Below are 23,040 nucleotides of genomic sequence, written 5' to 3'. Positions count from 1 at the left end.
CCGTTTATTGAATGCGGTAACGGTGGCGAAGCGCCTCAAAACCGAGGAAGCAAAGGGGCCACAGTATGGCACTGGTCAGCGCCGGGTAGAGAAACTGCAGGCCGGAGATGTCGCCTCCGGCCAGGCTGTGAACCCAGTTACCGGTCAGTTGGGCGATACCCACCAATAAAAAAATCCAGCAGGCCTGTTGCCAGAGCGCGTAGTTGCCAACCCGACGGTAGGACTGCAGAGCAATGTAGGTGACCACCACCAAGGCCAGGGCGTTCTGGCCCAGCGGGACCCCTTCCACCAGATCCTGCGCCAGACCGAGCAGCCATACCAGCGTCAGGCTGGTGTGATCGGGCAAGGTGAAGACCCAGTAAAGAACGACCAGTACCACGAACTCGGGGCGCCACCAGCGCCAGTCCAACGGCAGAGGATAAACTGCGAGGGTCAGAGCCACGATCAGAGCCAGCAGTATCAGCCAGCGGTTGTGGCCGCCGAAGAGCTCAATCATCGGCCGGTTCCCCGACGGCTCCATCCTCCGGGACCAGCTCGCTCTGGGCTTCACCCGCGGGCTCGCGCCGGCCTTCGCCCCGGTCCTTCCCGAACACCAGCAGTAAGTGCCGGCTTCGGTCAAGCCGAGCCATGGGGCGGGCGATCACCGTGGAAAAAGCCTGACCCGGATCCCGCACGACTTTTTCGACTTCCGCCACCGGGTAGCCCACAGGGAAACGATCTCCAAGGCCGGAGCTGACCAGCAGGTCCCCTTCGCGAATGTCCGTGGTGTTGGAGACATGGCGCAAACGCAAGCGGTTGATGTGACCGGTGCCTTCGGCAATGGCCCGCACCCCGTTACGATTGACCTGGACCGGAAGCGCGTGATTGCTGTCGGTAATGAGCAGAACCCGGCTGCTGCCGGGCGTGACCTCAACCACTTGGCCCATCAGGCCGAATGCATCGAGCACGGGCTGACCGTTGTAGACGCCGTCCGAGAGGCCTTTGTTGATGACCACCGAATGACTCAGTGGATTGGGAGATACGCCTACCAGCTCCGCCACCAGGACATTGTCCTGCAGCATGTCGCTGGAGCCCAACAGCCGTCTGAGACGGACGTTTTCCGCCGCCAGAGCGGCCATTTGCTGGAGTTTGCGCTGGAGAATCAGCAGTTCGGACTTGAGCGCTTCGTTCTCTTCCTGAAGTGCCTGCCGAGAGCTGAAGGTATCGTCACTCCAGTCCCCGATACGCTCGGGAATATTGGTGACCCAGTAGAACGGCTCAGCGATGACCCCGAGCTTGGAGCGCACCGGGTCCAGCCAATCCGTATAGAGGCTGACAAGAATAAGCCCGACGGCGGCGATGCTGAAAAACAACGCGCGTGAGGCGACCGCCGGGCCTTTGGTAAACAGCGTTTTGATAACACTCTCTCCCGCTCAGTGTAGCTCGCTCACTCTGAGCGCCCCTTCAGGAAGACAGCAAGTCGATATTCCGTTTATCCATCATTTCCATCGCCAGACCACCGCCCCGCGCAACACAGGTCAGCGGGTCTTCCGCCACGATAAAGGGCAGGCCGGTCTCATTGGACAACAGCCGATCGATATCGCGCAGCAGGGCGCCGCCACCGGTGAGCACCACGCCGCTTTCGGCGATGTCCGCCGCCAGTTCCGGCGGGGACTGCTCCAGCGCGCTCTTGACCGCCTGCACGATACCGGCCAGAGGTTCCTGCAGGGCTTCCAGAATTTCATCGCTGTTCAGGGTAAAGCTGCGCGGAACCCCTTCGGCAAGGTTGCGACCGCGCACATCGATTTCCCGCACTTCGCTGCCCGCGAACGCACAGCCCACTTCCTGCTTGATACGCTCGGCAGTGGCATCGCCAATAACACTGCCGTAATGGCGGCGGACGTAGTTGACAATGGCTTCATCAAAGCGATCACCGCCAATACGCACAGAGTCGGAGTAAACCACGCCGTTAAGGGAGATCACGGCAATTTCAGTGGTACCGCCACCGATATCCACCACCATGGAGCCGCTGGCTTCGGAGACCTTCAGGCCCGCGCCGATGGCGGCGGCCATGGGTTCTTCGATCAGCCGGACTTCGCGGGCACCGGCGCCCATGGCCGACTCACGGATTGCGCGCTTTTCCACTTCGGTCGACAGGCAGGGCACACTGATCAGCACCCGGGGGCTGGGCTGGAACCAGCTCGCTTCGTGCACCTTCCTGATAAAGTGCTGGAGCATTTTCTCGGTGACCTGGAAATCGGCAATGACCCCATCTTTCAGGGGGCGAATGGCGGTGATGTTGCCCGGCGTGCGGCCCAGCATTCGCTTGGCTTCGGTGCCCACGGCTTCCACGATCTTGTGGCCATTGTGGTGACGAATCGCCACCACCGAGGGTTCGTTCAGCACAATGCCCCGACCGCGCACGTAGATCAGCGTATTGGCGGTGCCAAGGTCGATGGACAGGTCGTTGGAAAAGGCTCCACGGAGGTGTTTTAACATTGATTCACGCAACCTTAGGTATACATATTGTTCTGTCTTGCACGGCACCATGGAAGCGCCATGCCTCAAAATTCTGTGTGCGGCCCCAATGAGCCGCCATTTTTCGCTGTCATCCCGGCGATCGACACGGCGCTCAGGCGAGTGACAGCGACACCCGAAGCGGCGGATTGGACCGGCACCCCGGCGAGGAATTCACTATTGGCCTGAAATCAAGGCTTCCAGACAGTTTACACGAGGTGGAACCGCTTTACCCGACACGGCTGCTTGCCTTTTCTCACAGTAACTTCGACCGTTACCTGAGGCGACTGGGCAGGCGCTTGTTCCCCTGCCGCTGTAGGCATTTATTGCCCAACCGCTGTAGGCTCTATTTTGCCCAGCCGCTGTAGGCACTTCTCCCCGTGCAGACCCGAAGCGTCGGCGCAGATGCTGGCACTCTATCAACGGCGGGGATTTTGGGCAAGGCGCAAATGTGGTAACTTTGCCATCTTGTTGCATAAACGCGAACTTTTGGACCTTTTTTGAGCACCGGTTGTGCACGTTTTGAACCGGAGCCATTACCGAGCTGGAGCACCCTGATGGCTATTGCCTCTTCCGACATCGCCAAGCTGGCGCATTTGGCGCGCATTGCTGTTTCTGACGATGAAGTCGGTCAAGTGACTGAACGCATCTCTGACGTACTGGCCCTCGTGGACCAGTTGCAGGCCGTCGATACCGCGGGCGTCAAGCCCATGGCCCACCCGCTGGACGCCACCCAGCGCCTGCGCGCTGACCAGGTCACCGAGCCCAATGAGCGCGAACACTTCCAGGCGATTGCGCCGGCAACGGAAGACGGCCTCTACCTGGTACCCCGCGTCATTGAGTAATTCGCCCGGATACCCGCGCACCATCCGCCCATGCCACCGACTTTGATTTGAGGATAGCAACCGCAATGCATCAACACACCATTGCCCAACTGGTTCAAGGGCTCCGAGACCGGGAATACTCCAGCGTCGAGCTGACACGCCACTACCTGGACCGGATCAAGCGCCTGGACGGCACCTACAACAGCTTTATCACCGTCACCGAAGAGCGGGCCCTGGCTCAGGCGGCAAGAGCCGATGAACGCCTGGCCCAAGGCAAGGCCCCGGCCCTGTGCGGCGTGCCCATCGCCCACAAGGACATCTTCTGTACCCTGGGCGTGCGCACCAGCTGCGCCTCCAAGATGCTGGACAACTTTATTGCCCCCTACAACGCCACCATCGTGGAGAACTACGAAGCGGCCGGCGCGGTCATGCTGGGCAAAACCAATATGGACGAGTTCGCCATGGGCTCCTCCAACGAAACCAGCTTCTACGGCCCGGTGAAAAACCCCTGGGACACCGGCTGCGTGCCCGGCGGCTCCTCCGGTGGCTCGGCGGCGTCTGTCGCCGCCCACCTGGCACCGGCAGCCACCGCGAGCGACACCGGCGGCTCCATCCGCCAACCGGCCGCGCTGTGTGGCCTGACCGGCCTCAAGCCCACCTACGGGCGCGTCAGCCGCTGGGGCATGATCGCCTTCGCCTCCAGCCTGGACCAGGCCGGCACCCTGACCCGCACCGCCGCCGACTCGGCCCTGATGCTCAACGCCATGGCCAGCTTCGACCCGAAAGACTCCACCTGCGTGGACCAGCCGCTCGAAGACTACACGGCGCACCTTGATCAGCCCTTAGACGGCCTGAAAATCGGCATCCCCAAGGAATACTTCGGTGACGGCCTCAACGCCGAGACCGCTGCGCGGGTACAGGACGCCATCAAAATCTACGAAAGCCTGGGCGCCACCACCCACGACATCAGCCTGCCGCACACCCATCTGGCGGTACCGGCCTACTACGTCATCGCCCCGGCCGAATGCTCCGCGAACCTCTCCCGCTTCGACGGCGTGCGCTACGGCCACCGGTGCGACAACCCGACCGACCTGCACGACCTCTACGAACGCTCAAGAAGCGAAGGCTTCGGCGAAGAAGTCAAACGCCGCATCCTCGTGGGCACCTACGCCCTGTCCGCCGGTTACTACGACGCCTACTACAACAAAGCCCAACAGGTACGCCGGCTGATCAAACAGGACTTCGTCGATGCCTTCGACAAAGTCGACGTCATCCTCGGCCCCACCTCCCCGTCCCCGGCCTTCGCCTTCGGCGCCAAGAGCCAGGACCCGGTGGCCATGTACCTGGAAGACATTTACACCATCGCCACCAACCTCGCCGGCCTGCCGGGCCTGTCAATTCCGTGTGGGTTGGTGGACAGCAAACCAGTCGGGCTGCAATTGATCGGCAATTATTTTGCCGAGGGGCGGTTGTTGAACGTCGCGCATCAATTTCAGTTAGCGACCGACTTCCACGAGAAGTGTGCGCCGGGGATTGATTAAGTCCGCGAGATTCACGTAGGGCGGATAAGCCGGAGGCACATCCGCCGTTGCCAAGAGTGATGTTTTATCGCGGCATAACGTGTATTTACGGCGGATGCGCAAGCTTATCCGCCCTACGCAAACCGGATGAGTGGCACTGAGGCTTTGGGTGGGGCATACCGGTTGAAGACTCTCTGAGGCATGGATGCCGATGAGAAGCCTATAGGGATATATTCACGGCGGGTCTTCAACCGGTATGCCCCACCCAAAGCCGGACTCAAATACAAGATACCCAAGACGAACCGAATTAAAGGTTATTTGAGATGGAATGGGAAACAGTTATTGGCCTGGAAGTTCACGTACAACTTTCAACCAACACCAAATTATTCTCCGGCGCCAGCACCGCCTTCGGCGCTGACCCCAACACCCAAGCGTGCGCCGTCGACCTGGCCATGCCCGGCACCCTGCCCGTGGCCAACGAACAAGCGTTCCACAACGCCGTCAAATTCGGCCTCGCCGTCAACGCAGAGATCGGAAAACGCTCCGTGTTCGAACGGAAAAACTACTTCTACCCCGACCTGCCCAAAGGCTACCAGACCACCCAACTGGCCGAACCCATCGTCGGCCCCGGGTACGTCGACCTGCAACTCGAAGGCGGCCGGACCAAACGCGTGCGCATCCACCACGCCCACCTCGAAGAAGACGCCGGCAAATCCCTGCACGAAGACTACCACGGCATGACCGGCATCGACCTCAACCGCGCCGGCACCCCGCTGATCGAAGTCGTCACCGAACCGGACATGCGCAGCGCCGAAGAAGCCGTCGCCTTTGCCAGACAACTGCACAACATCGTCACCTCGCTCGAAATCTGCGACGGCGACATGTCACAGGGCTCCATGCGCTTTGACGTCAACATCTCCGTGCGCCTGAAGGGCGAGGAAGAATTCGGCACCCGCACCGAAACCAAAAACCTCAACTCCTTCCGCTTTATGGAAGAGTGTATTGCCCTGGAGGTAGAGCGACAGATCGACGTACTCGAAGACGGCGGCAAAATCGTGCAGGAAACCCGTCTGTACAACGGCGAGACCAAAACCGCCCGCTCCATGCGCACCAAAGAAGACTCCAACGATTACCGCTACTTCCCCTGCCCCGACCTGCTGCCGGTCATTATCGATGACGATTTCATCGAGACCGTGCGCCAGGACATGCCGGAACTGCCGGAAGCCCGACGCGAACGGTTTATCAAAGACTACGACCTGCCCGACTACGACGCCAGCCAACTGGCGGGCGACCGGGCCACGGCGGACTACTTTGAGGCGACCGTAAAAGCCTGCGGCGAAGCCAAACTCGCCGGCAACTGGGTCATGGCCGACCTGGCGGCTTACCTGAACAAAGAAGAAATCGGCATCGCCCAATCACCGGTTACACCGGTCATGCTGGGCGGTCTGATCGCTCGTATCAAAGACGGCACCATCTCCAGCAAGATTGCCAAGAAAGTCTTTGAAGCCATGACCAAGGGTGAAGGCGATGCCGACGCCATCATTGAGAAACAGGGCCTGAAGCAGGTCTCCGACACCGGCGAACTGGAAAAAATGGTCGACGACGTGATCGCCAACAACCAGGCGCAGGTGGACAACTACCGCAACGCCGACCCGGCCAAGCGCCCGAAAATGCTGGGCTTCTTTGTGGGCCAGATCATGAAAGCCAGCAAAGGCCAGGCGAACCCACAGGCCGTCAACGAAATCCTGATCAAGAAACTGGAAGGTTAACGAGACAAGACATTATGAGCGAACTGAAAAAAGACAAAAAAAAGGTCGTCGGCGAACACTTCGATGACGAGCGCATCAAAAGCTTCTTCCAGTACCCCGCCCCCGAGGGTATTAATCACGATTACCACCTTCTGGAAAAAGCCTATCGCGGCATGCGTGAAGAAAATTTCGCGACGTTCGTGCAGTTCTTCTCCGAACGCAACCATGACATTAACGCCCCCGGCCCGGACGGCAAGACCTTTCTTCAAGCCATCAAGGACCACCGCATGGCCGACGAATACATCGCCGCCCTGAAAAAAGCCGGAGCCCAGTAACCGGCCCATGCCCTTTCTCCGACTGACACCCAGCCTGTGGCTCACCATTGCGCTGGGTGTGTTGATGATCCTCCTCGGCGCGTTCCAGAGCGTCACGGAAACCGCTCTTGAGTACAGCCGCAGCGCCATCAGCGACGGTCAGCTTTGGCGGTTCATCACCGCGCATTTTATTCACTACGGCCCCTACCACTTGGCGATGAACCTCGGCGCACTGATGCTCTGCGGCTGGATTCTTTTCCAGGAGGTGAGCCTCAGACACTACGGGCTTTTAGTGCTGACCTGTTTGGTCGGCGTGAGCACGGGTCTGTATGGCTTCAGCCCGGAGCTGGATTACTACGCGGGTCTGTCCGGTGCGCTGCACGGGTTGTTGGTGGCGGGGGTGTTGATCACGTTGCGGCAGACGCCGTGGATGAACAGCCTGGCGCTGGCGGTGGTGGTTTTCAAGATTGTTCAGGAGCAACTGCCGGGGTATGACACGTCTCACTCGCTGTTGCCTGTGCCGGTCGCGGTGGATGCACATTTGTATGGGGCGCTGACGGGGTTGGCGTGGGGACTTGGGGTGCTTGGGCGGGGTTTTAGGGCGAGGCCACCTCTATCCAAGTGAAATAGTGTAGAAGTAGCTTCACGTCCGGGCCGAAGCGGGGTACACCCTTCCAAGACACGCCGTAAATACATGACGTGAAGGGATTCACTAATGCCGCGATGGCATGGATGCCAAGGAGCGGCCCATGGGGGCTCGAATCGCGAGTCCCTCGCTCCACGGTCTTGAAACGGTACACCCCGCTCCGGCCCTCAGTACTTTTAGCTCGTTCAGTGCGTCGATTATTCCACACGTAGGGTTGGTAAGGCGGTAGCCGCCACCTACGAAACAAAGATGGCGCCAAAGAGATTGTTGGAAAACGGTAGGTGGCGGCTACCGCCTTACCTACCCTACACCTGTCTGTAAGTGTTTTATCTCCATGAACGCCGGCACTGGCACTGAGGCCCGCGGTGGGGTAGACCACTTGGAGACTCTCTGACGCCTACATGGATGTAGGTGTTAGGGCGACGCAGGAAGCCAAAGCCGAGGCATGGATGCCGATGAGAAGCCTCCAGGGAAGGATTTACGGCGGGTCTCCAAGTGGTCTACCCCACCGCGGGCCGGGCTCTAGAGAAAGCACCAAACCCAAAAAACTAAGAATTACGAGGCCGACGGCGTCCGCCGCCGGAGCGACCGCCACTACCACCGCCCGATGAACGACGGCGCGGGGTGCCCGGCTTCATCGGGGGCGTCTCTTCAAGCAGAGAATCCGGCGGCTGCTCGCACTTGATCGGCTCACCCAACAACTCCTCGATGGGCTGCAGACGAAACGCATCATCCTCACAGGCGAAACTCACCGAGGTGCCAAACTTGCCCGCCCGACCGGTGCGGCCGATGCGGTGCACATAATCCTCCGGCTCCTCCGGCAACGTGAAATTCACCACATGGCTGATGCCACTGATATGAATTCCCCGGCCCGCCACATCCGTGGCCACCAGCACCTTCAGATTGCCTTCCTTGAAATCGTTCAGCGTCTTCACCCGCTTGTTCTGCGGGATCTCGCCGGACAAGAGACCGGCGCTGATATCGTGGCGCTGGAGCTTGTCGTGCAGGTCGCGACACTCGTCACGGCGGTTGGCGAACACGATCAGGCTCTCTACATCCTCCTGCTTGATCAGGTTGTAGAGCATGGGGTACTTCTCTTCGGTCGCCGCCAGGTATACATGCTGATCCACGGTATCCGTGGCCACACTTTCGGGCTGAATCTCGATGGTCGTGGGCTCGAAGGTCCACTGCTCTACCAGGCGATTCACCTCCTCGGTGAAGGTGGCCGAGAAGAACAGCGTCTGGCGGTCTTCCCGCTTGGGCGTCTGGCGCACGATCTGGCGAACCTGGGGGATGAAGCCCATATCGAGCATCCGATCGGCTTCGTCGATGACCAGAATTTCCAGCTGATCCAGGAACACGTCCTGCTGACGGCAGAAATCCAGCAATCGGCCGGGGGTTGCCACGAGAATGTCCACCAGATTGTTGTGCAGGCGGTTCTTCTGCTTGCCGTAATCCATGCCGCCAACGAGCGTGTGAATCTCGAGGTCGGTATATTTGCACAGGAGTTTGGCGTCATCGGCGATCTGCATGACCAGCTCGCGCGTAGGCGCGATTACCAATGCCCGGGCTTCACCGGCATAGCGTTGCTCCTTGATGGGATGCTTGAGCAGGTCATCAATAACGGTGGCCAGGAAGGCGGCGGTTTTACCGGTGCCGGTCTGGGCCTTGCCCACCACATCTTTGCCCTGGAGCGCCAGGGGCAGTGACTGGGCCTGGATCGGTGAGCAGTACTCAAAGCCGAGGTCGGCGATGGCGTGCATCAGGTCGTTTTCGAGCCCAAAGTCGTGGAAGCGGAGCTTGCCTTCGACGGGGGGCACGGGAAATTGGGAGATGTCCCAGGGTTGTTTGGCCATAGGTTTATTGTTGCTCTTGTGTTGGCCGCCTCGGCGGCGGTTGCTGTTTCGATTACGGCGCCGTTTCCCCGAGGGTTTGGGGCTCTGGTTGCCGTTTTGGTTGTTCTGGGACGGACCCTGGCCGTTGTCCGGGGCTTTGTGGTTTTGCCCCTGAGCGCTACTCTGGCCCTGCGCCTGGCGCCGTCCGTTGTTTTGACCCTGAGCATTACCTCTGCCCTGGGCACGCCGGGGCTTGCGGCGGCGATTGCTGTTCCGGTTGGGGTTACCACCGTCACCGTTGCTGTAGCCACTGCGGTTGTTCTGGGTTCGATTTTGTTGGGGGCGCCCCTTGCGGGCTTCGGAGTCACTAGCGGCCTTACGATCACCGGCCAGTTTCTGGAAGAGCTTACCAATCAAAACGATCACCTGTTGCACAAACTGTGCGCGGAGTATACACGAAAACCCCCTGCCTCTCCCACCGTCCCTCTGTCACAAACCGCTCTTGGGCCAAGCACTATGGGCAACCTCAAGTCCGGCGTGCAGAGGGGCATACCCCTTCGAGACCCGCCGTAAATCCATCCATGGAGGCTTCTCATCGGCATCCATGCCTCAGAGAGTCTCGAAGGGGTATGCCCCTCTGCACGCCTCAGTGCCGATAATGACCTTTTGGTGAACAATTGTCCTGTGTTTTACCCTCGCATGATCGCCAGTATCCCTTCCCAAAAACTGGCTATTGGCACTGAGGTCCGCTGTCGGGTGCACTATTCCCGGACCGTGGAGCGGGGGACCCGCGATTCGAGCCCCCAGGGATGGGTTTACGGCGTGTCCGGGAATAGTGCACCCGACAGCGGACCGGACCCTAACGATCCTCGTAAATTGGGGTTTGGTTTGAAACAAAGAGCCTTCTAGAATAAAGAGCCAACGATGGACACCGCCAAGGAGACCCGCAGCATGCCCCGTATTCATAGCTTTCACCACGTTCCCTTCGAAGGCCTGGGACACTTTGAAGACATCTTCACCCGCAACAACTGGCCCGTCCGCCAAACCCACTGGTACCAAGGCGACTCCGCCCCCGAAATCGAAAGCTTCGACGCCCTTATCGTCATGGGCGGGCCCATGAACATCGACGAACACGACCGCTACCCCTGGCTCACGCAGGAAAAACAGACCATCAAAACCGCCATCGACGCCGGCAAAACCGTCATCGGCATCTGCCTCGGCGCGCAGCTCATCGCCGCCGCCCTGGGCGCCGCCGTTAAACCGGGAAATCACCGGGAAATCGGCTGGTTCGACCTGAACCGTATGCCCGGCGCCGACCAGTCGCCCCTTTCAGACCTCCTGCCCGAGCGCTTCCAGGCCTTCCACTGGCACAGCGACACTTTTGATCTGCCCGAAGGCGCTCAACGCCTCGCCAGCAGCGAAGCCTGCGACAACCAGATATTCAGCATCGGTGACAAAGTCCTCGGCCTGCAATGCCACCTGGAAACCACTCCCCGCACCGCCACCGCCCTGATCGAAAATTGCGGAGATGAGCTGGACGGCTCCCATTACGTGCAGTCTGCTGAAGACATGTTGGCGGAGCGGGAGCGGTTTACCGCCATCAATGCGATGGCAGAGCGGGTGATTGGGAGGATGATTGGGCAGGCGTAGATTTAGAGAGAAAAACGGCAGGTGGCGGCCTCCGGCCTTACCATGCCCTACGCATCAGTTAGGTTGATTATCCAACGCCAACGAAGGGTGGCACTGAGGTCCGGAGGCGGATAGAGGTATGGAAGACTCTCTGACGCCTACATGGATGTAGGTGTTAGGGCGACGCAGGAAGCCAAAGCCGAGGCAGGGATGCCGATGAGAAGCCCCCAAGGGCCGCTCCTTGGCATCCATGCCATCGCGGCATTAGTGAATCCCTTCACGTCATGGGTTTACGGCGTGTCCGACAACCATGCACCCCAACCCGGTGCCGGACGTGATGCACCACCAAACTACTTATCGGTGACGGCCCCCTCGGACGCGGAGCTCACCACCTTGGCGTACTTGGCCAATACCCCGCGCTGATACCGTGGGGCGGGCGCCTGCCAGCGCTGGCGGCGTTTCTCCAGCTCCGCCTCATCCACACCCAGCGTGATCGTATCCGCCTCCGCATCAATCACAATCTCATCGCCATCCTCCACCAACGCAATCGGACCGCCGTCCTGCGCCTCCGGCGTCACATGACCGACCACAAAACCGTGACTGCCCCCGGAAAAACGGCCATCGGTGATCAATGCCACCGAATCCCCCAGGCCCTTACCCATAATGGCCGAGGTCGGCGTCAACATCTCCCGCATTCCGGGGCCACCCTTCGGGCCTTCGTAGCGAATCACCACCACATCGCCGGACACCACCGTGCCGTCCATCACCCCGGCCGTCGCATCTTCCTCGGACGCGAACACCCGCGCCTTGCCCGAGAACCAGGTGCCTTCTTTGCCGGTAATCTTCGCGACCGCACCGGTGGGCGCCAGATTGCCGCGCAGAATGCGCAGATGACTGTCCGCCTTCACCGGCTGCTCCAGGGCGTGAATAATGGTCTGATCGTCCGGATAGGGATCGACAGTGGACAGGTTCTCCGCCAGAGTCTGACCGGTGACCGTCATGCAGTCGCCGTGCAGCAAACCGGCCTCCAGGAGGGTTTTCATCAGGGGCTGGATACCGCCGATCGCCACCAGTTCGCTCATCATGAAATGGCCACTGGGGCGCAGATCCGCCAACACCGGCACGCGCCGGCCGATGCGGGTGAAGTCCTCCAGGGTCAGCTCGACACCAGCGGTATGGGCCAACGCCAGCAAATGCAGCACCGCGTTGGTGGAGCCACCCAGGGCAATCACCACCGTAATAGCGTTTTCAAAGGCCTCCCGGGTCATGATGTCACGGGGCTTGAGATCCTTTTCCAGCAAGGTCAACACCGCGGCGCCCGCGGCCCGACAATCGGCCAGTTTGTCGTTATCTTCAGCATTCTGGGCAGAGCTGCCGGGTAGGCTCATGCCCATGGCCTCAATGGCCGAGGCCATGGTGTTGGCCGTGTACATGCCCCCGCAGGAGCCAGCCCCCGGAATGGCGGTTTCCTCGATCTGTTTGACTTCGATGAGCGACTTGTCGCCCTTGGCGTGGGCACCCACTGCCTCAAAAACCGAGACAATGTCGGTATGGCCCTTGCCCGGTTTGATGGTGCCGCCGTAGACAAACACCGACGGGCGGTTGAGGCGGGCCAGCCCCATCAGGCAGCCGGGCATGTTCTTGTCGCACCCACCAATGGCCACCAGGCCATCAAAGCCTTCACAGCCGGCCACGGTTTCGATGGAATCGGCAATCACCTCACGGGAGACCAACGAGTACTTCATGCCCTCGGTGCCATTGGCAATACCATCGGAGACGGTGATGGTATTGAAAATCAGGCTCTTGCCACCGGCACCGTCGGCACCATCGGCCGCTTCCCGGGCCAGACCGTCAATATGCATATTGCAGGGAGTCAGATTGCTCCAGGTCGAGGCTATGCCCACCTGGGGTTTTGAGAAATCCTCATCGGTAAAGCCGGTCGCACGCAACATGGCCCGACTGGCCGATTTGCCCACGCCGTCTACAACGGGGCTTGAATAGCGCCGACGATGATCTTCGCTCATGCGGGTTCGCTCCTCTTCTGTCAGAATACACAACTTGCCATTCACGGCGTCTTGGCCCATATAGTGGGTGAGCCGGCCTTATTTGGCAACCGACCCCGTGATCCACGCCGGGCACACCATAGTAAGCTACATAAAGAGAAGTTCCCGGTCACCGGGACGCAATGAGAGATTTTATGATTCAGAGCAACATCAACGTCATTCTTCTGGGCTTCGGCGCCAGCATCATTGCCAGTTTCGGAACCACAATGGGGGCCGCCGCCATTGTGTTCGTCCGTAAGATTTCCAACCGGGCTCAGGATATGTTGCTGGCATCCGCCGCGGGGGTGATGTTGGCAGCGTCAGTGTACTCCCTACTGATTCCGGGCACCGAGCAGGCCGAAGCCATGGGCTACAGCCATGAGGCGGCGGTGATTGTGGTGGTGGCAGGCATGCTTCTGGGCGCGGTCATTCTGGCGCTGATTCACCATTACACACCCCATGAAAACTTTCTCAAAGGCAGAGACCATTGGGAGAAAAAGCGAATGAGTGGCATTTCACTGTTCGTGATTGCCATCACTTTGCACAATTTTCCGGAAGGCATGGCGGTGGGAGTGGGCTTCGCCGAAGGCAATCTGTCCAACGGGATTCCTCTGGCCACCGGGATTTTTCTACAGAATATTCCCGAAGGCCTGGCCATCGCCGTGTCGATTCTGACGATTGGCTATTCCCGCCTGGTCGCTTTTACCGTGGCCGTGCTGACAGGGCTGGTGGAGCCATTAGGCGGCCTTTTTGGGGCCACGCTGGTGTCTGTCGCCATTCCCATGCTGCCCTGGATCTTGGGGGGCGCCGCGGGGGCAATGCTGTTTATCATCAGCAATGAAATCATTCCCGCCACTCACCGGGACGGGCATGAAAACGCGGCCACCTTTTCCCTGATGACCGGCTTCGGTCTGATGGTGATTCTGGACGGTGTATTAGCCTGATCAGTGACTGATCATCCAGGGTCGCGTTCCGGGGAACATTTTTTTGCCATCGGCAGTGTACATCAGCTTGGAGGAGCGCTTCTGGTGATCACCGCAGCAGCGCTTTCCGTGTTTGTGGGCAAACGCCCGCTTGTCGGCTTCTTCGGCCCTCACCTCCTTGTTTGAAAACGCCGGTTGATGCCGGCTCTTTTCGTTGTGCTCGTGCGCCCGATGGTTTTCCTCACCCATGGCCTTCAACTGCGGTGGCAACACGATGACTCGTGGCGCTGGTTGCTGGCAGGTCGGGCAGGCGCGCGGTTGCGCGCTCTGCTCGAAGGTCGCCAGCTCGTGGAAGAGTCCGTGCTCGGCGCATTTGTAGTCGTAAACCGGCATCTGCGTTACTCCTTGTCTTTGGAGAGTGGAACGTCCATCCCGCTGGTGACCTTAGCTTCCGGACCGGCCGCCCCCGGGTTGATGTCGATATCGAAGATATCCGTGGGTAGCCAAAGCGTCGCGCATGCATTGGGAATATCGACCACCCCGCTGATATGACCCTGAACTGGCGCACAGCCGAGAATGGCGTAGGCCTGAGCTTTGGTGTAGCCAAACTTGGTGAGATACTCGATGGCATTCAGACACGCCTGGCGATAGGCCACATGCACATCCAGATAGTGCTGTTTGCCATACTCGTCCACCGAAATACCTTCGAAAATCAGGTAGTCGTCATACTTGGGGGCCATCGGGCTGGGTTTGAAGATGGGGTTCTTGATGGCGTATTTGGCCATACCATCTTTCACCAGGTTAACCCGTAGGTGAATCCAACCCGCCATCTCGATAGCGCCGCAAAAGGTAATCTCGCCATCGCCCTGACTGAAGTGCAGATCGCCCACGGAGAGGCCACCGCCCTTAACGTAAACCGGAAAATAGATTTTCGAACCGCGGGATAGATCTTTGATATCGCAGTTGCCGCCGTGCTCGCGCGGTGGCACGGTTCGCGCGGCCTCACCGGCGGCCCCCTCAAAGGCCTCTTTGGACATACTGCCCATATGAGCGGTGTCGGCGTAGGGCAATGTCGCCAGGGCCGGCACCCGATCGGGCTCGGTGTCGTACAGGGCCTTCTCGCGGGTATTCCACTCATCCAACATTGCTTTGGAGGGTAGACAGCCAATAAGCCCCGGATGAATCAGGCCGGCAAACTCCACGCCCGGAATATGGCGGGATTTGGTGAACATTCCGTGGAAATCCCAAATGGACTTCTGAGCCTCCGGAAAATGTTCGGTCAGAAAACCGCCACCGTTCTGTTTGGAGAAAAAGCCGTTAAAGCCCCACTGGCTTTCCTCAAACGTGCCGATATCGAGAATGTCGACTTCCAGCAGATCGCCGGGTTCTGCGCCCTCAACGGCCACCGGGCCGGACAGAAAGTGAACTTGCGTCAGGTCGACATCGCGCACGTCGTCAGCATTGTCGTTGTTGGCAATCTGGCCACCGGTCCAGTCGTAGCATTCGATAATAAAATCGTCGCCCGGTTTGACCGTGGCCGCCATGGGAATGTCCGGATGCCAGCGGTTGTGAACCTTATCGTTCTCGTAAGGCGTCTGTTTCAGATCAATTTTGATAATGGTTTCAGTCATGGCAGGGCTCCTGACAGAGTGGCTGGGCGTGAAAACTGAAGGGGCGGAGCGAAGGGTGAGAACGCGCCGCCTGTGAGTGGCATTATCAAATCCAGAAGCCACTAACGCCTATACGACAAATGGCCCGGCGACTGCGTTATTTGACGTAGTTCTATCTGGCGCGGTTTTGCAATTGACGGCAGTGGACACGCCCGTCCACCCAGTCACAGTGCAACCCTCTGGGCTCGGTTATCGTTTCGTCCGTCGGCTGCTCATCGGTAGACAACAGAAAGCGGGCCACCGGCACCTCCACCCACGCCCGAAAACCCCGGCGCAACGAGCGTGCACCGTATTGGCGGTCAAACGTCTCCTGCTGAAGCTTGCGGATCAATGTTGGGGAGAGAGAGAGGGACCAGCCTTTGGAGGCCAACCGACGGTTAAACTGCGCCAGGCGGGAGGCAATGACATCGGGCAAAATATCGGCTGAAAGAGGCGCATACACCAGAAGACGATCGATCCGGTTTATAAATTCCGGATCCAACTTTTTCTGCAGTGCTTCGTGAACAATGTTATCAATCACCCTTCGCTGACTGGCGGCCGAACCCCGCCCGCCAAACCAGGACCGGGACCAACGCTGAAGCTGCGCGGCCACCTCCCGAGCGCCGAGATTACTGGTCATAAAAATCAGGCTATTGCGAAAATCCAGGGTCTTTTGTCCCGAGGTCAACCGAAGTCGGCCACTGTCTAGAGCACCGAGCAGGCCTCGAAGAACCTCAGGCCCAGCCTTTTCCAGTTCATCGAAAAGCACAATGCCCGGCCGGCTGAAGCTGCCGCGCACGGCCTCTTCATCAATGACACTGTGTCCTTCCTTGCTCCCCACGTAACCCGGCGGGGCACCGGTAATAGCCGCCGTGTAGTGATCCTGCGCAAGCGTGTTCATATCCACCCGACAGAAACTGTCGGATCGGCCGTGAATAGCCTCGGCGAGAACTCTCACCGTTTCGGTTTTGCCAACGCCTGTGGGGCCGGCCAGCAGAAACACCGCCAAGGGCGCATCCGGGTCGGCAATGTCCGCTTTGACGCGGACCAACTCGTCGATGATCTCGCCAATCGCCGCGCTCTGCCCCCGTATTCGGTTGTGCAACTCCGCGCCCACCGCTTCGGGTTCGAAGAGAAAGCGCGAGTGCTTCAGACGGGATCCGGCCACGGAAGGGGCGAGCTCATGGGCGCTAGGGTCGAATGCATCGCTCAACGCCTGGTCAGCCAAACGATCATTGATAAACGGCATCCGCTCCAACCGTCAACCGAGCGTTTTCTCACGGCCGGGGTGAGGAAGCTCGCCCACCGGACACTCCGCCACCCCAATGGTGGATCGGGTCATTGCCTCCACCTGATCTCGGGCCTTCTCGGCGTCCATCACCCAAGTACGATAGAACTCAAACGGACACTCGGCCACACCGCGATCGCCGTCTCCCGAGTTATACACCCCGGAGTAACCGCGGTGGAGCAGCTTGAACAAATGGTTCTGGGATTGATCGTTGGCGCGCGCATCGCGAATCTGGCTGACCGACAACTGGGCGTATTGAATGCCCATATCCTCCTCGCCACATTCACCAAGCGTGCGACCATCAAAACCGATCAGGGCGGAATGCCCGAAATAGGAATAGACCCCATCAAAGCCACTGGCATTGGCCACGGCCACGTAGCAGTTGTTGGCCCACGCCATGGACTTGGCCATCATGACCTGTTGGTCCTTCGCCGGGTACATATACCCCTGGCAGCGGACAATCAGCTCTGCGCCCTTCATAGCGCAGTCCCGCCAGATTTCCGGGTAGTTGCCGTCGTCGCAGATGATCAGGCTGACCTTGAGCCCCTTGGGCCCTTTGGTCACATAAGTGCGGTCTCCGGGGTACCAGCCCTCAATCGGGCACCAGGGAATGCACTTGCGGTATTTCTGGACAATGTCGCCTTTGTTGTTGATCAACACGAGGGTATTGTAGGGCGCTTTGTGTGGGTGGTCTTCGTGACGCTCGCCAGTGAGCGAAAAGACCCCCCAGGTATTCGCCTTGCGGCAGGCCTCGGAAAAGATCTGGGTTTCTTCTCCGGGAATGGTGGCCGCGGTGGCCATCATTTCTTCCTGGTCGTACATGATACCCATGGTGCTGTATTCCGGGAAGATGACCAGGTCCATTCCCGGAAGACCTTTTTTCATTCCGATGATCATTTCGGCTATGGCGTGAGCGTTGTCGAGCACCTCCGCCTTGCTGTGCAGACGCGGCATCTTATAATTGACGACCGCGACCCCCACCGTATCATCGCTACTGGAAATGTCACCGTGTCGCATGAAAACCTCCTGACTGAATCAATTCAAGTAAACCGAGAGACTGAACTACACCGAGAGATACGAGGCGACTTTTTGAGCGTCGACCGTCGCTCTGGCCTCTTCGTGCACCACCTGACCCTTCTCCACCACCAGAATCCGGTCGGCCACATCCAAAGCAAAGCTCAAAACCTGCTCGGTCACCACAATGGTCAACCCGCGATGGTCCCGAATGTCCTTCAACGTCTGGGCAATCTCTTTGATGATGGAGGGTTGGATACCCTCAGTGGGTTCATCAAGCATCAGTAATTTGGGGTCGCTGGCCAACGCCCGGGCGATCGCCAGTTGCTGCTGCTGGCCACCCGACAGGTTACCGCCGCGGCGGTTGCGCATATCGAGCAGCACCGGGAACAGGTCGTAGAGGTCTTTGGGCACGGTGCGCCGCCCAGTTGTGGTCAAGCCGGTTTCGATATTCTCGCGCACGGTCATACTGGAGAAGATCATCCGCCCTTGGGGTACATAACTCATGCCCTGCTCCACCCTCTGGTAACTTTTCAACGGGGTAACATTCTTGCCGTCGAGCGAGATCTGCCCGCCGGAGCTGGGAATCACGCCAATGAGAGATTTCATCAACGTGGTCTTGCCCATGCCATTGCGGCCCATGACGGCCACGATCTCATTGGGTTTAACGGAGAAATTGAGTCCGTGAACGATTTCACTTTGGCCATAACTGACCCGATAATCCGATACATTCAGCATTGCTTGCGTCTCCGGAACTTAGTGACCGAGATAGACTTCCACGACCTTGGGGTCATTCTTGACGGTGTCGATGGGCCCCTCGGTAAGGATTTTCCCCTGGTGCAGAACGGTAACCTTGTCCGCAATTTCCGCCACGAACTGCATGTCATGCTCAATCACGATAACCGAGCGATTCTCGGAGATCCGCCGCAACAATTTGGCGGTCTCGTGTCGCTCGGTCACCGACATTCCCGCTACTGGCTCGTCCAGCATCAACAGTTCGGGATCTTGAATCAGCAGCATGCCGATTTCCAGCCACTGCTTTTGTCCGTGACTGAGCAGACCGGCCGAGTCGTACAACTGATCCTTGAGCAGGATCATCTCCGCCACTTCCTCACACTTGCGAACGATGGTCTCGTCGCGGCGAAAAAATAACGAACCGAACACATTTCGCCCTTTCGGGTAAGAGATCTCAAGATTTTCATAAACCGTCAATTCGGTATACACCGACGGCGTCTGGAATTTTCGCCCCACTCCCGACTTGACGATGTCGGACTCGGTCATCTTCGTGAGCTCCCGGTTGCGAAAGCGAATCGACCCCTGAGTGGACCGCGTGCGGCCACAGATCAAGTCCAGCACCGTTGTCTTTCCCGCGCCATTGGGGCCGATAATGACCCGGATTTCTCCTTCGTCCACGTAGAGGTTGAGATCATCCACCGCTTTAAAGCCATCGAAGGAGACCGTCAGGTTTTCTACGGCGAGCACAAAGTCAGTGTTACTGGCGTTCATGAGCGACTCCTTTAACCGACGCAGTCCGAGTGGATGATTTCAGGGTGAGGAGCCACTTATCGAGCTGGCGTTCAACATGACGACGACCGTATTGGTTATAAAGCCCGGCCAATCCGTCGGGAAACGCCAGTACCACCGCGATGAATAATGCCCCCATGGCGAACAGCCACAACTCCGGGAAACTCTCGGAAAACGCGGTTCTCGCCCAACTGACCAACAAGGCCCCGTAGACAGAACCATAGATGGACAACCGGCCACCCACCGCGCAAAAGATGACCATTTCAATGGAGGGCACAATGCCGATGAACGAGGGAGACATAAAACCCACCTGAAGCGTGAACATGGCACCGCCGATGGCGGAGAATGCCGCCCCCAGACAAAAGACAAACGTTTTGAAGTTGGCCACGTCGTAACCCGAGAAGCGAACCCTGTCCTCAGCACCGCGCATCGCCACCAGTATTCGGCCCAATTTGCTGCGAGAGACGAACTGGGAAATCACAATGCAAAGCAGCAATAGCCCCACGCAGACAAAGTAGAACACGTAGCGGGCAAAGTCCGAGCGAATATTCCAACCCAGAAGCGTCCGCAGATCGGTAATCCCGTTAACTCCTCCGGTGTATCCCTGTTGACCGATAATCAGAATGGTCAGAATGGCGGCAATGGCCTGGGTAATGATGGCAAAGTAAACCCCACTGACCCTCCGCTTGAACATGGCTACGCCAATCAGGTACGCGAACGCGGTCGGCACCACCAGCACTGCCGCCAAGGTGAACGGAAAGCTATAGAACGGTTCCCAGAACCAGGGCAGCTCGGTAATCTGGTTCCAATCCATAAAGTCCGGGATACCGGGAGTAGTCTGAATAGCCGTACTCTCCGGATCGGACGACTCAAGCTTCAGGAACATGGCCAGCATATAACCGCCCAAACCGAAAAATACGCCCTGCCCAAGGCTCAACACTCCGCCATAACCCCAACAAAGGGCTAAACCCAGTGCGACGAACGCGTAGGTCATGTACTTGCCCATCAGGCTCAGCCGAAAGATATCCAGAGACAGTGGCAGCACCACCAAAAGAATAAGCGCCAATACCACAAAGCTTAGGGTATCGTGCCGGGAAAACAGAGAGCCCCAAAAACCCGATGATTTCATAATGCACCTCCTACCGGCGTACCTTGAGGGTGAACAGACCTTGGGGTCGAATCATTAATACCCCGACCACGAACAACAGCGTCAACACCTTCGCCATGGAGCCACTGAGAAAGAACTCCATCGTCGACTGGGCCTGGGATATCGTGAACGCCGAGGCAACTGTACCCAGCAGACTGGCGGCACCGCCAAAAACCACGACCAAAAAGGTATCAACAATATAGAGTTGCCCGGAGGTCGGCCCAATGGACCCGATCATGGTAAAGGCACTGCCAGCAATACCGGCGATGCCGCAACCCAGACCAAACGTCATTCGGTCGACTTTCTGGGTGTTGATACCCACCGCTCCCGCCATGGTTCGGTTTTGAACGACCGCTCGTACTTGTATCCCCCAACGAGAGCGATACATCAGCGCCGCGATCACACAGGTGGTGCCAATGGCGAGACACATGACGAAAATCCCGTTGATAGGCACTTCCACCAGATCGGTCAATGGATAGGAACCCATCATCCAGTCCGGCATGGAGACTCCAACCTCACGCGCGCCAAATACCGAGCGGTAGGTCTGCTGGAGTATGAGGCTTACGCCCCAAGTCGCCAGCAGCGTATCGAGCGGACGATGATAGAGGTGGCGAATTATCAACCACTCCACCAGCATTCCGAGAAGGCCCGCGGCAATAAAGGCAAAAATCATCGCCACAAAAAAGTAGGAGCCATACAGACCTGGCAACCACTGGGAAAAAATATTCGAAGTCAGGTAGGTAATGTAAGCGCCCAGAATCATAAACTCGCCGTGGGCCATGTTGATGACGCCCATCTGGCCAAAGATGATGGCCAGGCCCAATGCCATCAACACGAATACTGAAAATAACGTCAAGCCGGCAAACCCTTGCATGGCAAAGATCGACATCAGCTCCGATGTGGAATAGTCAGAAAACATTTGTCTCGCCTCCGCGCGCCCAGACAACCGAACACAATTTCACTGCTGGCTTAGAGAAGCCCGCCCAGAAGGCGGACTTCCACACTGATGGGAGCGTCTACTTACTGGTAACCTTCGGGGAAAGGGTCCGGCTCAATCAGCTCTTCGGTTTCAAAGACCACTTTGTACTGGCCATCGGGCTGCGCCTCGCCGATACGGGTGCGGGACCAGAGGTGATGGTTTTTGTGAATCTTCACATAGCCTTCAGGTGCAGTGGTCAATTCTATGCCGGGGGAGGCTTCGCGCACCTTGTCGACATCAAACGACCCTGCCTTTTCTACAGCTGCTTTCCACAACCAGGGGCCGAGATACGCGGCCTGGGTGACGTCGCCGATCACAATGTCGTCACCCCAGCGCTCTTTGAAGGCTTTCACAAATGCCTGGTTGTTCTCATTGGGCAGGCTCTGGAAGTACTTCATTGAGGCATAGGCACCTTCAACGTTTTCACCACCGATGCCCAGGATTTCATCTTCAGTGACCGAGATCGTCAGAACCAGAGGCTTCTCTTTGGTCATGTCAATGCCGGCGGCTTTGAGCTGCTTGTAGAATGCGACATTGGAGCCACCCACCACAGAGGCAAAGATCACATCGGGCTTACGCAACTTGATTTTGTTGATGACCGAGTTGAACTGCGTGTGCCCCAGAGGGTAGTACTCCTCGCCCACCACTTTCAGTCCCAACTTGTCGATGTGCTTGCGCGCGATTTTATTGGACGTCCGGGGCCAGATATAGTCAGAGCCCAGCAGGTAGAAGGTTTCGGCATCCTTGGCATCGACCACCCAATCAATGCCCGCAAGAATCTGCTGGGTCGCCTCCTGACCGGTGTAAATTACGTTGGGGGATTGCTCAAGCCCCTCGTAAAAGGTGGGGTAGTACAGCATGCCGTTGTACTGCTCGAAAACCGGAAGCACCGCCTTGCGCGAGGCCGAGGTCCAGCAGCCAAACACGGCTGCCACCTTGTCCTGCGTCAGCAGCTTTCGGGACTTTTCGGCAAAGGTCGGCCAGTCGCTGGCGCCATCCTCCTGGATGTACTCGATCTTCCGACCCAGCACGCCCCCCATGGCATTGATCTGCTCGATCGCCAATTTCTCAGCCTGAACCGAACCGGTTTCACTGATCGCCATGGTCCCTGTGATTGAATGAAGAATCCCCACAGTCACTGTGTCATCAGTAACGGCAAGGTCTGTGGTGTTGACGTCCTGGGCGCTCACGGTGGCGCTAAACGCTAGCGCCGCCGTTACTCCCATCAGCCGTTTCAGCAAACGGCGAGGCTGTCCCGAACGCTTGGTGCGAGTGTCAGTAACCATGGTATTTCCTCGTATCGTGGTCTTTGAACGGAAGTAGTACAGAACGACTGGCCCACCGGAAAAGCCAACCGGCCGGGACAGAGCCCATGAGAGCCATTGTGCTCTGACGTCATGACTGCGCCCATTCGACAAATACCGCAGGGCACTACGTCAATTGACCCATATCGAACGAAAGA

21 protein-coding genes are annotated in these 23,040 nt (G+C 58.4%); 7 read left to right on the top strand and 14 right to left on the bottom strand.

What is annotated here, in order from left to right; translation table 11 throughout:
- Nucleotides 1–4: 4 nt before the first annotated feature.
- Genes mreD through G547_RS0103795 form a run of 3 tightly spaced genes read right to left on the bottom strand, consistent with a single transcriptional unit; the run spans nt 5 to nt 2,478 of the window.
- On the bottom strand, nt 5–496 hold the full coding sequence (gene mreD / locus G547_RS0103805) for a rod shape-determining protein MreD (RefSeq protein WP_027328698.1): 492 nt from the start codon (nt 494–496) through the stop codon (nt 5–7).
- Nucleotides 489–1,388 (bottom strand): rod shape-determining protein MreC, encoded by a 900-nt coding sequence (mreC, locus tag G547_RS20030; protein WP_051234766.1) that lies wholly within the window; start codon nt 1,386–1,388, stop codon nt 489–491. Before mreC ends, mreD begins: the two co-directional genes overlap by 8 nt.
- Before the next feature lie 55 nt (nt 1,389–1,443).
- Nucleotides 1,444–2,478 (bottom strand): rod shape-determining protein, encoded by a 1,035-nt coding sequence (locus G547_RS0103795; RefSeq protein WP_027328697.1) that lies wholly within the window; start codon nt 2,476–2,478, stop codon nt 1,444–1,446.
- A 575-nt stretch (nt 2,479–3,053) separates the two neighbouring features.
- Here G547_RS0103795 and gatC point away from each other — a divergent pair.
- The 5 genes from gatC to rrtA all read left to right on the top strand — a co-directional run bounded on the left by gatC (nt 3,054) and on the right by rrtA (nt 7,527).
- Nucleotides 3,054–3,341 carry an Asp-tRNA(Asn)/Glu-tRNA(Gln) amidotransferase subunit GatC gene (gene gatC, locus G547_RS0103790; RefSeq protein WP_027328696.1) on the top strand — a complete coding sequence of 96 codons (288 nt, stop codon included), beginning with the start codon at nt 3,054–3,056 and terminating at the stop codon, nt 3,339–3,341.
- 65 nt (nt 3,342–3,406) lie between these two features.
- A complete protein-coding gene (gene gatA, locus G547_RS0103785) occupies nt 3,407–4,861 on the top strand; it encodes an Asp-tRNA(Asn)/Glu-tRNA(Gln) amidotransferase subunit GatA (protein WP_027328695.1) in 1,455 nt (484 codons plus the stop codon).
- Nucleotides 4,862–5,163: 302 nt separating this feature from the next.
- Nucleotides 5,164–6,609, top strand: a complete 1,446-nt coding sequence (gene gatB / locus G547_RS0103780) for an Asp-tRNA(Asn)/Glu-tRNA(Gln) amidotransferase subunit GatB (RefSeq protein WP_027328694.1) — start codon at nt 5,164–5,166, stop codon at nt 6,607–6,609.
- Nucleotides 6,610–6,623: 14 nt separating this feature from the next.
- The gene (locus tag G547_RS0103775) at nt 6,624–6,923 is read left to right on the top strand and encodes a PA4642 family protein (RefSeq protein ID WP_027328693.1); all 300 of its coding nucleotides are present in this window, start codon (nt 6,624–6,626) and stop codon (nt 6,921–6,923) included.
- 7 nt (nt 6,924–6,930) lie between these two features.
- Nucleotides 6,931–7,527, top strand: a complete 597-nt coding sequence (gene rrtA, locus G547_RS0103770; RefSeq protein WP_027328692.1) for a rhombosortase — start codon at nt 6,931–6,933, stop codon at nt 7,525–7,527.
- A 569-nt stretch (nt 7,528–8,096) separates the two neighbouring features.
- Here the strand turns inward: rrtA and rhlB are convergent.
- Nucleotides 8,097–9,800 (bottom strand): ATP-dependent RNA helicase RhlB, encoded by a 1,704-nt coding sequence (gene rhlB / locus G547_RS20025; protein WP_245573345.1) that lies wholly within the window; start codon nt 9,798–9,800, stop codon nt 8,097–8,099.
- Nucleotides 9,801–10,334: 534 nt separating this feature from the next.
- Here rhlB and G547_RS0103760 point away from each other — a divergent pair.
- Nucleotides 10,335–11,033, top strand: coding sequence for a type 1 glutamine amidotransferase (locus G547_RS0103760; RefSeq protein WP_036187181.1), 699 nt, complete (start codon nt 10,335–10,337; stop codon nt 11,031–11,033).
- A gap of 329 nt (nt 11,034–11,362) precedes the next feature.
- Here the strand turns inward: G547_RS0103760 and ilvD are convergent, their stop codons facing one another.
- Nucleotides 11,363–13,036: a dihydroxy-acid dehydratase gene (gene ilvD / locus G547_RS0103755; RefSeq protein WP_027328689.1), complete on the bottom strand. Its 1,674-nt coding sequence runs from the start codon at nt 13,034–13,036 to the stop codon at nt 11,363–11,365.
- A 173-nt stretch (nt 13,037–13,209) separates the two neighbouring features.
- On the opposite strand from ilvD, the gene G547_RS0103750 reads away from it, so the two are divergent.
- On the top strand, nt 13,210–13,998 hold the full coding sequence (locus tag G547_RS0103750) for a ZIP family metal transporter (protein ID WP_245573344.1): 789 nt from the start codon (nt 13,210–13,212) through the stop codon (nt 13,996–13,998).
- On the opposite strand, the gene G547_RS0103745 is transcribed toward G547_RS0103750, so the two are convergent.
- From G547_RS0103745 to urtA, 9 genes are all read right to left on the bottom strand, one after another.
- Entirely contained in the window at nt 13,999–14,370 is a 372-nt protein-coding gene (locus tag G547_RS0103745; protein WP_027328687.1) for an FmdB family zinc ribbon protein, read from the bottom strand.
- A 5-nt stretch (nt 14,371–14,375) separates the two neighbouring features.
- Entirely contained in the window at nt 14,376–15,608 is a 1,233-nt protein-coding gene (gene fmdA / locus G547_RS0103740; protein ID WP_027328686.1) for a formamidase, read from the bottom strand.
- A gap of 151 nt (nt 15,609–15,759) precedes the next feature.
- Nucleotides 15,760–16,875 (bottom strand): AAA family ATPase, encoded by a 1,116-nt coding sequence (locus tag G547_RS20020; protein ID WP_051234764.1) that lies wholly within the window; start codon nt 16,873–16,875, stop codon nt 15,760–15,762.
- 12 nt (nt 16,876–16,887) lie between these two features.
- Nucleotides 16,888–17,931 (bottom strand): aliphatic amidase, encoded by a 1,044-nt coding sequence (locus G547_RS0103730; protein WP_027328685.1) that lies wholly within the window; start codon nt 17,929–17,931, stop codon nt 16,888–16,890.
- Nucleotides 17,932–17,976: 45 nt separating this feature from the next.
- Nucleotides 17,977–18,666 carry an urea ABC transporter ATP-binding subunit UrtE gene (urtE, locus tag G547_RS0103725; protein WP_027328684.1) on the bottom strand — a complete coding sequence of 230 codons (690 nt, stop codon included), beginning with the start codon at nt 18,664–18,666 and terminating at the stop codon, nt 17,977–17,979.
- Nucleotides 18,667–18,684: 18 nt separating this feature from the next.
- Nucleotides 18,685–19,434, bottom strand: coding sequence for an urea ABC transporter ATP-binding protein UrtD (gene urtD / locus G547_RS0103720; protein WP_027328683.1), 750 nt, complete (start codon nt 19,432–19,434; stop codon nt 18,685–18,687).
- Nucleotides 19,421–20,581 (bottom strand): urea ABC transporter permease subunit UrtC, encoded by a 1,161-nt coding sequence (urtC, locus tag G547_RS0103715; protein ID WP_051234762.1) that lies wholly within the window; start codon nt 20,579–20,581, stop codon nt 19,421–19,423. The genes urtD and urtC overlap by 14 nt, the downstream gene beginning before the upstream one ends.
- Before the next feature lie 10 nt (nt 20,582–20,591).
- Complete coding sequence (gene urtB / locus G547_RS0103710) at nt 20,592–21,518, bottom strand: urea ABC transporter permease subunit UrtB (RefSeq protein ID WP_027328681.1); 927 nt, start codon at nt 21,516–21,518, stop codon at nt 20,592–20,594.
- A 101-nt stretch (nt 21,519–21,619) separates the two neighbouring features.
- Nucleotides 21,620–22,804, bottom strand: coding sequence for an urea ABC transporter substrate-binding protein (gene urtA / locus G547_RS0103705; protein WP_245573359.1), 1,185 nt, complete (start codon nt 22,802–22,804; stop codon nt 21,620–21,622).
- Nucleotides 22,805–23,040: the final 236 nt, after the last annotated feature.

Origin of the sequence: Marinimicrobium agarilyticum DSM 16975 (assembly GCF_000423345.1) — a bacterium.
Lineage (GTDB): Bacteria > Pseudomonadota > Gammaproteobacteria > Pseudomonadales > Cellvibrionaceae > Marinimicrobium > Marinimicrobium agarilyticum.
The sequence above is the reverse complement of the archived record's forward strand: the minus strand, read 5'-3'. Positions and strand labels throughout refer to the sequence as shown.